17 protein-coding genes are annotated in these 12847 nt (G+C 68.1%); 6 read left to right on the top strand and 11 right to left on the bottom strand.

All coding sequences use genetic code 11. The annotated features are described in order from the left end of the window. The 10 genes from ACWGI8_RS27240 to ACWGI8_RS27195 form a co-directional block, all read right to left on the bottom strand. Positions 1-424, bottom strand: a 424-nt coding sequence (locus ACWGI8_RS27240; protein ID WP_453664787.1) for a sigma factor, incomplete at its 3' end; no start/stop codon positions are given. Positions 425-674: 250 nt separating this feature from the next. Continuing rightward, entirely contained in the window at positions 675-830 is a 156-nt protein-coding gene (locus ACWGI8_RS27235; protein ID WP_453664786.1) for a DUF6131 family protein, read from the bottom strand. A gap of 127 nt (positions 831-957) precedes the next feature. After that, on the bottom strand, positions 958-1365 hold the full coding sequence (locus tag ACWGI8_RS27230) for a gas vesicle protein K (RefSeq protein ID WP_453664785.1): 408 nt from the start codon (positions 1363-1365) through the stop codon (positions 958-960). Continuing rightward, on the bottom strand, positions 1355-1576 hold the full coding sequence (locus tag ACWGI8_RS27225) for a gas vesicle protein (protein ID WP_453664783.1): 222 nt from the start codon (positions 1574-1576) through the stop codon (positions 1355-1357). Before ACWGI8_RS27225 ends, ACWGI8_RS27230 begins: the two co-directional genes overlap by 11 nt. After that, the gene (locus tag ACWGI8_RS27220) at positions 1573-2388 is read right to left on the bottom strand and encodes a GvpL/GvpF family gas vesicle protein (protein ID WP_453664782.1); all 816 of its coding nucleotides are present in this window, start codon (positions 2386-2388) and stop codon (positions 1573-1575) included. Before ACWGI8_RS27220 ends, ACWGI8_RS27225 begins: the two co-directional genes overlap by 4 nt. Beyond that, complete coding sequence (locus tag ACWGI8_RS27215) at positions 2381-2830, bottom strand: gas vesicle protein (protein ID WP_453664780.1); 450 nt, start codon at positions 2828-2830, stop codon at positions 2381-2383. The genes ACWGI8_RS27220 and ACWGI8_RS27215 overlap by 8 nt, the downstream gene beginning before the upstream one ends. After that, positions 2823-3080 carry a gas vesicle protein GvpG gene (locus ACWGI8_RS27210; RefSeq protein WP_453664779.1) on the bottom strand — a complete coding sequence of 86 codons (258 nt, stop codon included), beginning with the start codon at positions 3078-3080 and terminating at the stop codon, positions 2823-2825. Before ACWGI8_RS27210 ends, ACWGI8_RS27215 begins: the two co-directional genes overlap by 8 nt. A gap of 11 nt (positions 3081-3091) precedes the next feature. Then, positions 3092-3805: a GvpL/GvpF family gas vesicle protein gene (locus ACWGI8_RS27205; protein ID WP_453664777.1), complete on the bottom strand. Its 714-nt coding sequence runs from the start codon at positions 3803-3805 to the stop codon at positions 3092-3094. A gap of 3 nt (positions 3806-3808) precedes the next feature. Next, positions 3809-4306: a gas vesicle structural protein GvpA gene (locus tag ACWGI8_RS27200; protein WP_453664776.1), complete on the bottom strand. Its 498-nt coding sequence runs from the start codon at positions 4304-4306 to the stop codon at positions 3809-3811. 34 nt (positions 4307-4340) lie between these two features. After that, positions 4341-4634, bottom strand: coding sequence for a gas vesicle protein GvpO (locus tag ACWGI8_RS27195; protein WP_453664775.1), 294 nt, complete (start codon positions 4632-4634; stop codon positions 4341-4343). Between the two features lie 148 nt (positions 4635-4782). On the opposite strand from ACWGI8_RS27195, the gene ACWGI8_RS27190 reads away from it, so the two are divergent. The 3 genes from ACWGI8_RS27190 (at position 4783) to ACWGI8_RS27180 (ending at position 6868) form a co-directional block, all read left to right on the top strand. Next, positions 4783-5634 (top strand): histone H1-like repetitive region-containing protein, encoded by an 852-nt coding sequence (locus ACWGI8_RS27190; protein WP_453664774.1) that lies wholly within the window; start codon positions 4783-4785, stop codon positions 5632-5634. A gap of 4 nt (positions 5635-5638) precedes the next feature. Beyond that, on the top strand, positions 5639-6574 hold the full coding sequence (locus ACWGI8_RS27185; RefSeq protein WP_453664772.1) for an SRPBCC family protein: 936 nt from the start codon (positions 5639-5641) through the stop codon (positions 6572-6574). Between the two features lie 75 nt (positions 6575-6649). Then, positions 6650-6868, top strand: a complete 219-nt coding sequence (locus ACWGI8_RS27180; RefSeq protein ID WP_453664770.1) for a CsbD family protein — start codon at positions 6650-6652, stop codon at positions 6866-6868. Positions 6869-6961: 93 nt separating this feature from the next. Here ACWGI8_RS27180 and ACWGI8_RS27175 read toward each other — a convergent pair whose 3' ends face one another. Next, a complete protein-coding gene (locus tag ACWGI8_RS27175) occupies positions 6962-8374 on the bottom strand; it encodes a M1 family metallopeptidase (protein ID WP_453664768.1) in 1413 nt (470 codons plus the stop codon). 142 nt (positions 8375-8516) lie between these two features. Here ACWGI8_RS27175 and ACWGI8_RS27170 point away from each other — a divergent pair, with 142 nt between their 5' ends. From ACWGI8_RS27170 to ACWGI8_RS27160, 3 genes are all read left to right on the top strand, one after another. Next, complete coding sequence (locus ACWGI8_RS27170; protein ID WP_453664767.1) at positions 8517-10175, top strand: FAD-dependent oxidoreductase; 1659 nt, start codon at positions 8517-8519, stop codon at positions 10173-10175. Beyond that, positions 10172-11620, top strand: coding sequence for an ATP-binding protein (locus tag ACWGI8_RS27165; RefSeq protein ID WP_453664765.1), 1449 nt, complete (start codon positions 10172-10174; stop codon positions 11618-11620). The genes ACWGI8_RS27170 and ACWGI8_RS27165 overlap by 4 nt, the downstream gene beginning before the upstream one ends. Positions 11621-11704: 84 nt before the next feature. Next, positions 11705-12781 carry an NAD(+)/NADH kinase gene (locus ACWGI8_RS27160; protein ID WP_453664764.1) on the top strand — a complete coding sequence of 359 codons (1077 nt, stop codon included), beginning with the start codon at positions 11705-11707 and terminating at the stop codon, positions 12779-12781. The last annotated feature ends 66 nt before the right edge of the window (positions 12782-12847 follow it).

Below are 12847 nucleotides of genomic sequence, written 5' to 3'. Positions count from 1 at the left end.
GCACGCGGACGGCCCAACTGGTGTCACGGAAGAAGCGCTTGATCTCGCCGACGATCGTGGGCAGCGCGAAGGAGGTGAACTCGGCTTCGCGACCGACGTCGAAGCGGTTGATCGCCTTGATCAGACCGACCGTGCCGACCTGGATGATGTCCTCCATGGGCTCGCTGCGGCCGCGGAAGCGGCCCGCCGCGAACTTCACGAGGCTCATGTTGAGTTCCACCAGGGTGTTGCGGACGTACGAGTACTCCGCTGTGCCCTCTTCCAGGGTGCGAAGCCGGCGGAACAGGGTGGCCGAGAGGGCCCGCGCGTCCAGCGTGCCGATGGTCCTGGGGTCCGGAATCTCCGGGAGTCCGTCGAGTGCCGCCGATCGCGCCTGCGGGGCGGCACGGACAGTGGTTTGAGGGGCGAGCGGGAAGCTGGACATGTGGCTCCTTCGACGGGGTGAGGCCTGCGCCGGTGGCTACGGCGGACCGTCGGTCGAGCTCCATCCAGGTGATACCCGTTTGTTCCCTTTCAAAGCTTTTTAGTGCGATATGACACTTTGTTTGCCGAGCGTGTGCAGAGCGTCAGTGGCGGGGATGTCGGCGGCGCGGGGTGTGTGGCAGCGCGCGTGGCGGGGGCAACGCCCGTGTCCACGGTCCGGTTCTCCGGCCGCGACGTTGCCCGCAGCGCGGCTAGTAGTAGTGCCGTCGTCCACCCACCGCGTGCCCCACCGCTCCCAGAATCCAGAACAACACCCCGATCGCGACCAGGATGAGTCCGATGGTCCAGAGAATGCCGATGCCGGCCAAGAAGCCGATGATGAGCAGAATGACTCCGAGGATGATCATGACTTCCTCCGCTGACGGGCAACCCCCTCTTCTCGCAACTCCCCGCCTTTTTGCCGGGCAAACCCGGGTCTCGCCGTGATCAGCGCGTGTGCCACCCGGCAGCGGTGGCCGCTGGTTCGGTGCCTGGTCATTCAGCCGGTGGCAGAAGCGTGCCCAGGGGGCCGAGATCGAGGTTGAGGTCCTCCATGGTGAGCCCGTACTGGGCACACAGGTCACTCATGCGGTCGTGGAGGACCATCAGGGTCGCCCCCAGACGCTCCTCCTGCTCCTCCGTGAGGTCTCCCTGGTCGACTCGGTGCAGGGCTTGCCGCTCCATGAGCTGGCGCAACAGCTCGACCAGGGTGAGAACGAGTCTGACCAGGTCGCGCTCCACCGTGTCCGGATCGGTGCTGATCCTGCGCGCAGGCTCGTGCGAACCTGCGCCGGGACCGGGAAGGTCCTCGGGCGCAGCGGGCAACAGGTGGAACGCGCGCTCGGCGGCGTCCGCGACCTCTTGGAGACGGCGGGCCCTGTCCTCCGTCTCGTCAGCCGCCACCGTCGCCTCCCGGCGAGGAGCGAATGGAGACGATCAGGGCCCGCAGCGAAATGCGCACGAGATCGATGTCGGCGATGGACAGCACGACGTCGCCGGTCAGGACGACACCACCACTGAGCAGCCGGTCCAGCAGGTCGATGAGTGCGACCTGGCGGTTCGGCAACGGTTCCGTCGCCCTCGGGACCGCCGGGGATCGCTCGGACGGCGTCACGGGCCGGCCCCTTCCGCGTCTTCGTCCGACACCGCCGGAGGCGTGGCGAAGGAGTACGGCGCCCAGGGGCCGGTGAGTTCGACCCGTACCCCTTCGAGCCCGTCCGCGGCACGGCTCACTTCGGTGCGGAACTCCTCAGCGCGGTCCTGGGGCACGAGATAGGCGTCGTTGACGACGTTCTCGCCCGGCGCGGTGGCGAGTTCGCCCTGCTGCACCCGGTGGCGTGCGCGGTCGGCGGCGTGCTTGCGCCCCGCGGTCTCGACCCGCTCCGCAGCCGTCTGCGCCGCCTCGTAGACGGTGTCGCGAACACTCCGCTGAGCCTTGCGGGTACGCAGATACGCGCGTCCGGGACTGAGCTCTTGGGGAGGCGCCGGCTCGACGGCGACGGGTACCGCCGACGGCTCCACGTAGATCTTGACCCCCCACTCGACATGTGCGGCGAGGCGCGAAAGGCGATCGGCGAAGGTGCCTCGCTGCGCGTCCAGGACGTTCCGTGCCCGGTCGTCGTCGAGGTACACGGTCGCGAGGCGCAGGGGGAGGACCGTGGTGCTCGCCGTCACCGCCTCGATCACGCCGTTGTGGGTGCGGGCGACCGATTCCAGCCAGTCCAGGTCTTCGAGGTGGCGTTTGAGGGCGTCCTCCTGGAAATCCCGCGACGGCGCCGAACTGACAACGAGCACCAGGCCGCCGTCGTGCGTGCCGGCCAGGAGGCGTACCGGCGCACCGCCGATACCGGCGAGCCCGGCCACGGCGTCCTCCAGCCCCGCGGCTTCCTGTGCCACGCCGTACACATACGTCATGCGGTCAGTCATCGCGCGACTTCCTTGTGCGACGGGCCGCCCTGGGCTCCTGCTGACGCTCGGGCTCTTCCTCACCCTCGGGGAGCGCCTCGCCGCGCCGGGAGCTTTCGGGCAGTTCCCCTCCCTTGCGCAGTACGTCGATCTCGGCCCGCAGCCGCCGGTTCTCCTCGGCGAGCGACCGCTCACCTCGACTCCGGGACGTGAGCGAGGGATCGTGCTCCCACCAGTCGATGCCCATTTCCTTCGCCTTGTCGACGGAGGCGACGATCAGCCGGAGTTTGATGGTCAACAGCTCGATGTCGAGCAGATTGATCTGGATGTCTCCCGCGATGACGATGCCCTTGTCGAGCACGCGCTCCAGGATGTCGGCCAGATTGGCGGACGAGCCCTGTGCGTACGGCGGAGCGGCGCGGGAGGGATAGGAGCCAAGCCGGTTGGCCAGCGGTTCAGTCACGGCGGCGGCCTTCTTGCCAGAACGCTCGGATCTCTTCGAGCCGGTCGAGCAGCTCGTCCTCTCGCCGGTCGAATGTCTCCTCGTCGATGTGCCCCGCCTCCAGCTCCGCTTCGAGCTCAGCCAGTTCCCGCTGGATGGGTGCGGGGTCGTAGTACTCGTTCTCAGCCGCTTCCAGCACGCGCTCCATCACCCAGGCGACCCCGCGCACGGGTGCCAGGGGGAGGGTCGCGATCTGAGTGAGCAGGCCCATGGGAATCACCTTCAGACGAAGCTGTAAGGGGGCAGCGGGCCGTTGAGCCGGAACTCGAAGTCGTCCCCCATCTGATTGGCGAGGCTCAACTCCGTGGTGAGGAAGAGTTCCTCCTGGTCCTCAGCCACCAGAAAGGACACGCTGAGGAAGTCCTCGCCGGTCGGCGGGGAGGACTCCACGTCCCTGCTCATGGGACGGAGCGCCTCGACAACCCCTGCGGCCAGTGCCTCCTGGCGCGCCTGCACCTCCTGGGCGACGAGCTCGCCGAGAGCGACAGGCACATCGGGGCCGGCCGTGCCGTCGAGGATGGCGTCGTTGAGGTCCCGGGCCATGCTTGATTCCTCAAGGATCTGGCGGAGGAGCGCCTCTTCGTCCTGCTTCACCTTCAGGTGGTACTCGGCGCAGTCCTCCAGTGCCCGGAGCCTGTCCGTGTACTCGGCGGCCCGTTCCTCGAGGACGGTCCGGACGGTCTCGTCGTCCGGCGCCGTGAGGCCGAACCTCAGGGGAAGTACGGTGCCGTCCCTCATGAGACGGTTCTGGACCTCCTGATGCGCGGTGAGGTCGCGGCGCTTGGGACGCAGGTCTTCGGGCGCGTCGCTGACCACCGCGGTCAGTGACCCCGCGTTCACCGTGCGCAGGGAGGAGGGCGGCTCTCCGACCCCGTTCACACCGTCGAGCCGGAGCGGATGCTGCTTGTCGGCGATGCAGTAGACGTACACGGCCATGGTTCACTCCTCCTCGCGTTCCCTCGCGCGGCGGGTGGGCCGCCGGGTCGAGCGCCGTCGCCGCTCCACCGGCTCCTTCTCCTTCTCCTCGCGCTCCGCACGGCCTTCTTCGTCGTCCTCCTCGGCCTCTTCGTCGTCCTCCCGGCCGCTGCCCTTGAGAGAGTCGGTCACGGCCTCCACGGCGCCGGTGAGGGCGCCCTTGGACTTGCCGCGGGCTCCGCTCTCGACCGTGTCCCCGACGATGTCGGTCAGCTGCGCCGGTGCCTTGCTGCCGGCCGTGAGATCGAGGCGGTTGCAGGCTTCTGCAAAGCGTAGATACGTGTCAACGCTGGCCACGACGACGCGAACATCGATGGTCAGCAGCTCGATCCCGACGAGCGAGACGCGGATGAAGACGTCGATGACGAGTCCGCGATCAAGAATGAGTTCCAGGACGTCGTAGAGGTTTCCAGAACCACCGCTCCTGGAGACGCTGGCTCCTCCTTGCGGCACCATGGTCATGGTGCCTCCCTTCGCCGGCCGGGCCCTTGTGCCGTCAGGGGCGGCGGTCGATCTGTCCTCGGGTGTATCGACGTGTCCGTTCGTATGCCACCAGGTCGCCCTCGTTGTCCAGGGTCACTCGGTAGCTGGCCATCACGCTGGTGGTCTCGGGGATCCGCTCCAGCTCCAGGACCTCAACCTCGGCCTCCCACCCGTCATCGGTCGGTTTGAGCGCCGAGACCGACTCGGGCGGTCGTCCGAGCAACTGCTCCAGCTGCTGCGCCGCGGAACGCATGGCCCATGCGGCCTTGTCCTTGCGCCGCCGCTTGGCGGGTTCTGCTGGGGCCATGGTCGTTCTCCGGTGGACGGTGCGGACGCCATATTCCACGCACGAACATATAATCTCATCATATAGGGACATATCTGTCACCTGTGGGGGCAGTCTCTCCTGTGATGCGGAATCCCTTTCTCAACGCCCTTTGCGAAGGGATCAGTTCATGAACGACACGACCAAGATCGCTCTCGCGGCCGCGGTCGCGGGTGGGTACGTGCTCGGACGTGCAAAGAAGGGGCGGCTCGCCTTCGCCATTGCGACCTATGTCGCGGGCCGCCGCTTCGGGCTCGATCCGCAGCAACTGGCCACGGAAGGTCTGCGCAAGCTCAAGGACGTACCGCAAGTCGCCGAGCTGAACGAACAGATACGCGGCGAGCTGCTGGACGCGGGTCGTCAGGCCCTCGCTGCTGCGGCGGACCGTCGTCTCGCCGATCTGGCGGAATCCCTCCATGACCGCACCCTCCGCCTCGGCGAGAAGGGCGAGGAGGAGGAAGAAGAGGAAGAACCAGAAGAGGAAGAGGAGGAAGAAGAGGAGGAGGAAGAAGAACCGGAGGAGCCGGAGGGAGTAGAAGAACCGGAGGAGGAAGAAGAGGAGGAGCCGGAGGAGGAAGAAGAACCGGAAGAGGAAGAGGAGGAGCCGGAGGAGGAGAAACCACCGCGCCGCAGCCGAACGTCCGCCAGAAGGACGCGGAAGCCCGCTCCCCGCAAGAGGACTGCCAAGGAGCCCGCCAAGCCCGCCCGCCGGGCGAAGAAGACGTCCGCGATGCGGGCGCCGGCCAAGAGGGCTGCCGCGAAGAAGGCCCCTGCGAAGAAGGCGCCGGCCAAGAAGGCCGCCGCGAAGAAGGCCCCTGCGAAGAAAGCCGCTGCGAAGAAGGCACCGGCCAAGAAGGCTGCCGCGAAGAAGGCCCCGGCGAGGAAGACAACGGCGAGAAAGGCCCCCGCGAAGAAGGCGGCCGTCAGAAAGACGACTGCGCGGAAGTCGACCGCCAAGAAGACGGCCGGACGGCGGAGGTAGGGCCATGGCCAAGACAGATCGCGTCGCGGGCGGCGGGGCAGCCTCGGGCCTGGAACTCCTGCGCGACGAGTTCGTGGACTACCTCGGGGCGCAGATCGAGAATCTCGCGGACAAGGCAGGCGACTCGCTGGCCGACCTCACCGACCAACTGCTCGATGCCGCCGAGAACGGCGGCCCGCTGCCCGGTGGGGGGATAGCGAAGGCTCTCATCGGCAGCAAGGTCAAGAGTGTCAAGGACAACGTGCTGGGCAAGGCAAAGGACCTCTTGGGTGGCGGTGGCGGCCGGAAGTCCGGCGGCGGCAAGTCCATGAACATCGTTGAGGCTCTCGACGTAGGGGTGCCGGTCCGCACGGCTTACGACCACTGGACGGAGTACGAGGCGTTCAGCGGGTTCGCCAAGGGCGTGCGCAGTGTCTCTCAGGAGGACGAGACCCACAGTGACTGGAAGTTGAAGGTCGGGCCCTCGACGCGCGGCTGGAAGGCCACCGTCCAGGAACAGGTGCCGGACGAGCGGATCATCTGGACCTCGGAGGGTGCCAAAGGCACCACGCGCGGCTGCGTCAGCTTCCACGAGTTGACACCCGATCTCACGCGCATCGTGCTCGTCGTCGAGTACTACCCCTCGGGCTTCTTCGAGAAGACGGGGAATCTCTGGCGGGCTCAAGGCCGACGCCTGCGACTGGACTTCAAGAACTTCCAGCGGCACGTCACCTTCACGGACGAGGAAGCTGAAGGATGGCGCGGGGAAATACGCGATGGCGAAGTCGTCCGAACTCACGAAGAGGCACTCGAGGACGAGCAGGAGCAAGAATACGGCGAGGATGAAGGGGAAGGCGAAGGAGAAGAAGGAGAAGAATACGACGAGGAGCCCGCAGGTGAGGAAGGGGGATACGAAGAGGAAGAGAGCGACGAAGAATACGAAGACGAAGACGAAGAATGACGCTTACCGGTTCCCGGTCGATATGACTGCATGGAATCCGGAACAAGCCGCGACCGATCAAGGAGTGGATTCACTGTGGCTGCGCAGGGAAAGAAGATCCGAGGCAAGGCCCAGGAAACCGTGGGCAAGGCCAAGCAGAAGGCCGGAGAGGTGGCAGGCGACGAAGAACTGCGCCTGAAGGGAACCAGTGACCGCATCGAAGGCGAGGCTCGCCAGGCGGCCGCAAAGGCAGAGGACAAGGTGCGCGGCACGGCGGAAGAGGTCAAGGGCAAAGCCCGCAAGCACACGGCGTGAGCCGTGCTCCTGTGAGAACGGGCCCCGGGGCGGAGGCACTCGGGGCCCGGCCATGCGCAGGAGCATGACGTGACAGTGTGACAGAGACAGCCCTCAGGGACTGGCCGGCTTGTCCTCGCTGTAGAGCCAGACGTCCCACAGCCCGCTGAGGTCCTTGCCCGACTTCTGCTCCACGTACGTGGTGAAGTCGCGCGTGGAGGCGTTGCCGTGACGGTGCGTCTGTGCCCAGCCCTGCAGGATGGAGAAGAACATGCCGTCGCCGACGGCCTCACGGACCTTGTGCAGGGCCATCGCGCCGCGCTCGTAGACAGGCTCCCCGAGGAGGCGCTCGGCGTCGGGCTGGTCTGCGGGCGGGAAGGCCCAGTTCTCCTCGGATTCGAACGCGTCCTCGAAACTCTCCTGGACGGGGGTGTCCTCGAACTCCTCGAGGTACAGCCACTCCGCGTAGGTCGCGAAGCCTTCGCTCAGCCACACGTCCTGCCAGGTCCTGGGTGTGACGGAGTTGCCGTACCACTGGTGGGCGAGTTCGTGCATGACGGTTACGGGGTCGAAGGCGTCCTCGGTGAAGAAGGCCCGGCTCTGCGTCTCCAGCGCGTAGTCCGCATCGCCCTCGCGCTCGACGATCGCGCCGGCCGAGGAGAACGGGTAAGGGCCGAATTTCTTCACGGCCCAGTCCGTGAGCTCGGGGATGCGGGCCAGCAGGGCTTCGCTCTGCGCGGTGACGGTCTTGTCCGCGGCTGTGTAGACGGGCACACGGGCCGCCCCGGGGCGGGACCTCGTGATGTCGTACGCGCCGATGCCGACGGTGACGACGTAACTCGCCACGGGCTGTGCGGAGCGCCAGGCGAATTCGGTGTGTCCGCCGTCGGCGGTGGGGCGTTCGGAGCGCAGCTCCCCGTTGGAAACGGCCTTGAGGCCCTTGGGGACGGTGACGGTGATGTCGTACGTCGCCTTGTCGCTGGGGTGGTGGTTGCCGGGGAACCACGCCATGGAGCCGTCCGGCTGACCGAGCGCGATCGCGCCGTCCGCGGTCCTCAGCCAGCCCTCCCGGGCGCCTTCGGCGTTGGTGATGGTGCGCGGCGAACCGCCGTAGCGGACGACGGCGCGGAAGGTGCCGCCCTTGCGGAGGTCGCCGGCCGGCCGGAGCGTCAGCTCATCGCCGTCCCTGGTGACCGCGACGGGTGCTCCGTCGACGGTCGCGCCGCGGACGGTCAGCCCGTGGAGGTCGAGGTTGAAGGAGCTGAGGTCCTGGCCGGCGCGGGCGGTGATCTCCGCGGTGCCGGCGAGCCTGTGTGACTTCGGGTCGTAGTCGAGTGTGAGCGCGTAGTGCTGGACGTCGTACCCGCCGTTGTCGAGCCTGGGGAAGTACGGGTCGTGCGCCCCGACGGCACCCGGGGTGCCGCGGGCTCCGGTGACAGGTCCGTCCGCACTGGTCGCGGGCGCGCCACCGAGGACGATCAGGGCGGCGGCCGGTGCCAGGCTACGGAGACCGAGCCGCAGATACACAAGTGCGATGATATGTGCGAGAAGTTGAAATTTCCACCTCGGTTGGACCGTGCACGCTTCCACCTCGGCCGGACCACGGAGGAGTGCATGCCGGCCCGTCGGCCGGCGAGCGTGAGGACCGCCACGCGCGCATGATGAAGTGGTGTCGAAGGCGACGATCCTGACCGTCGACGACGATCCCGGCGTCTCCCGGGCCATCGCCCGTGACCTGCGACGCCGGTACGGCGATCGGTTCCGGGTGCTGCGCGCGCTCTCGGGTGACGAGGCCCTGGACGCTCTGCGCGAGGTCAAACTCCGCGGCGAACCGCTGGCCGTGATGATCGCCGACTACCGCATGCCCACGATGAACGGGGTGCAGTTCCTCGAAGCTGCGATGGACCTGTTCCCCCTGGCGCGCCGGGTACTGCTGACCGCTTATGCCGACACCGGAGCGGCCATCGACGCGATCAACGTCGTCGATCTCGACCACTACCTCCTCAAACCCTGGACTCCCCCGGAGGAGAACCTCTACCCCGTCCTGGACACCTTGCTGGAGCTCTGGGACGCGGCACCCGACCCCGGCGCCGCCGAGACGCGGATCGTCGGCCATCGCTGGTCAGCGCCCTCGTTCGCCGTGCGGGAATTCCTCGCGCGCAACCTCGTCCCCTATCGGTGGCTCGCCGCCGACGAGCCCGAGGGTGTGCAGCTGTTGGAAGCGGCAGGCCTCACCGCGGCCGATGTCCCGCTGGTGGTCACGGCCGACGGAAAGGCGCTGCACGCCCCCAGCGAAGCGGAACTCGCCGAGCGGGTCGGCCTGCGCACCAGCCCCGCTGCCGACTTCTATGACGTCGTCGTCATCGGCGCGGGGCCGGCCGGACTGGGCGCCGCCGTCTACGCCGCCTCCGAAGGCCTGCGCACCGTGCTCGTCGAACGCAGCGCGACCGGGGGACAGGCGGGACAGAGCAGCCGCATCGAGAACTATCTGGGTTTCCCCGACGGAGTGTCCGGAGCGCAACTGACCGACCGGGCCCGGCGGCAGGCGGCCCGATTCGGTGCCGAAATCCTCAGTGCGACCGAAGTGGTGGCTCTTGAAGCGGCGGGATCGGGACGCGTGCTGCGGTTCGCCGACGGGACCTCCACCGGCGCGCACACCGTCGTCCTCGCCACCGGCGTCTCCTACCGGCGGCTCACGGGAGCGAACCTGGATTCCTTCACGGGCGCCGGTGTCTTCTACGGCGCGGCGTCCTTCGAAGCGGCCGGCTGCCAGGGCGCCGACGTGTACATCGTCGGCGGCGCCAACTCCGCCGGACAGGCCGCCGTCTACTTCTCCCGCTACGCGGGGCGCGTCCACCTGATCGTGCGCGGTCCCGACCTCACTCGGTCGATGTCCCACTATCTGATCCAGCAGATCGAAGCCCTCCCCAACATCGAGATCCACGCCCGCACCGAAGTGGCCGCCGGCGACGGCGAAGGCCACCTGGAGCGGCTCACGCTGCGCGACAACCGCACCGGGAGCCACACCACTTGCGACGCCTCCTGGCTGTTCGTGTTCATCGGCGCCGAACCGCAGACACAATGGCTGGACGGCGTGGTGGCGCGCGACGGACGTGGGTTCGTCCTGACCGGGCCGGACCTGCCCGCAGCGGGAAGCCGCTCGCCCCGGTGGCCCCTGGCGCGCGCCCCCTACCACCTCGAAACCAGCGTCCCCGGAGTGTTCGCCGCCGGGGACGTCCGCGCCGAGTCGGTCAAGAGGGTCGCCTCGGCGGTGGGCGAGGGAGCCATGGCCGTCACGCTGGTGCACCGCTACCTGGAGGCGCAATGACAGCCCAGGCCTCCCGCAGCGCGCTGACCCCGGACGAGCTGCGCACCCTCTTCCTCTTCGAGGCACTCGACGCGGAGCAGCTGTCCTGGCTGGCCGAACGCGGGCGCGTCGAAGTGCGCGAGACGTCAACGGCCGTATACGAACAGGGAGAGAGCGCGACCTGCTTCTTCGTGCTGCTGGGCGGTACCGTCGCGCTCAGCCGGCATCTCCACGGCGACGACATCGAACTCAGCCGCACGGATCAAAGGGGCGCCTACGGGGGCGCCACCCAGGCCTACCTCGGTGACCGTGTGGACCAGGTCTACTCCCATTCGATGCGCGCGGTCACCGACGCGGAGTTCTTCGTGCTGCCCGCTGCCGAGTTCGCCACCGCCCTGCGGACCTGGTTCCCCATGGCACTGCACCTGCTCGAAGGACTGTTCCTCGGGACACGCGCCATCGATGTCATCGTCGGTGAGCGCGAACGGCTCGTCGCCCTCGGCTCACTGACGGCGGGTCTGACCCACGAACTCAACAATCCCGCAGCCGCAGCCGTCCGCGCCACCGACACCCTCCGTGACCGCGTCTCGGGAATGCGGCACAAACTCGCGCTCATCGCGGACGGCCGGGTGGACGGCACACGTCTGCACGAGCTGGTCGAGATGCAGGATGCCGCGGTACGGCGGGCCATCGCCGCGCGCCCGTTGCCGGCGATCGAGGCGGCGGACGCCGAGGACGAACTCGGGGACTGGCTCGAGAGCGCGGGGATGGAACGAGCCTGGGACATCGCTCCCGTTCTCGTCTCCGGTGGCATCGACGCCGGATGGCTGGCCGAGGCCACAGAGGGACTGTCGGACGACAACCTGCGGGCCGCGGTCGGCTGGCTCACCTACACCGTGGACACCGAACTGCTGATGGGGGAGATCGAGGATGCGGTCCGGCGTATCTCCGGACTGGTCGACGCGGCCCGGCAGTACTCCCAGCTGGACCGGACCGCCCAGCAGCCGGTCGACGTCCACGAACTCCTCGACGCCACCCTCGTGATGCTCCAGGCAAAGATCCCCGAAGGCGTGCGCGTGGTGAAGGAGTACGACCCCGACCTGCCGGCCGTCCCCGCCTACGGCGCGGAACTCAATCAGGTGTGGACCAACCTCATCGACAACGCGCTGGCCGCGATGGACGGCAGCGGCACCCTGACGGTCGCCACCCGGCACGACGAAACTCACGCGTTCGTGGAGATCAGGGACACCGGCACCGGCATCGACCCCGAGATCCGGCCGCGCATCTTCGAGCCCTTCTTCACCACCAAACCAGTGGGCGAGGGTACCGGCCTGGGCCTGGACATCTCCTATCGGATCGTGGTGAACAAACACCGTGGCGACATCCGCGTCGCATCCCGCCCCGGCGACACGCGGTTTCGTGTCTCGCTCCCCATCGCCTCCCCAGCGGCACAGGAGCCCGGCTGAACGTGCCGCGCTCGCACCGGCCTTGGGACGACGGGCGACCACGACGCCCCGGAAGCGCGCGTCGCACCCATGAGGAGGCACAACATGGCAGTGTCACGAGTCGGACTCGTCGTCCACGAAGGGCGCCCCGAAGCTGTCGATGCGGCCCGGGCGGTTCGCGACTGGTGCGACAGCCACGGCGTACGCTGCACGGACATCGACGTGTGGCACGAAGGCGAACAGCGGCACACTGCCCAGGAGGAACTCGACGCCGCCGGCGACCCCGACCTCATCGTCACCCTGGGCGGCGACGGCACATTCCTGCGCGGCGCCCGACTGGCCGCCGAGCACGACGCCCTCGTGCTCGGTGTGGATCTCGGACGCGTGGGCTTCCTGACCGAGGTACCCGTCCAGGACGTATGCCTGGCATTGGACGCCGTCCACGAGGGACGTGTCAACACGGAGAACCGCATGCTGCTCACCATGCGAGCTTCGTGTCCCCTGGAAATGCCCGAAGGCATGGAACCCCTGATGCGCTACGGTCGCGGCCCGCTTCTGCCACCACCCCCGGTACGCCCGGAGTGTGAAAAGGGGGGCGGCTGGGGTATCGCGTTGAATGCGACCGCGCTCAACGACGTCGTCCTGGAGAAGCTGGCGCGAGATCATCAGGTGTCGGTGGGTGTCTACCTCGCGGGCAGGCTGCTGGCTTCGTACTCCGCCGACGCGCTCATGGTCGCCACGCCGACCGGCTCGACCGCCTACAGCTTCGCCGCGGGCGGACCGGTCATCTCCCCACGCGCCGAGGCACTGGTCTTCACCCCCGTCGCTCCCCACATGGCCTTCAACCGCTCCGTCGTCGCCGCCCCGGACGAACCCATCGCACTGCGCCTCCTCGAACGCTCAGGACACGCAGCGGTGAGCATCGACGGCCAACTGCGCGGCGTACTGCGGCCCGGAGAGTGGATCGGCGTCTACGCCGCACCGCGTCCCCTGCGATCAGTGAGGCTCGGGCCCACCGACTTCTACGGACGTCTGCGCGAGCGAATGAGGCTGACCGACGCCCCGGCAGCGGCCGCCGACGGGGAAGCCGCACCGCTGTGGCCGCTGACGACTCCGGCACCGGCCGACCTGGGGCACTTGAGCCTGCCGCCCGTCCGAACCGACACCTACCCACTCAAGTGACCGATGCGGCTGTGCTCCCGGCGGAAGGACGACCGCAACAGCTGGTCAGGAGTGGGACGGCTGAGG

The organism is Streptomyces sp. NPDC054841 (genome assembly GCF_053611045.1).
The sequence above is the reverse complement of the archived record's forward strand: the minus strand, read 5'-3'. Positions and strand labels throughout refer to the sequence as shown.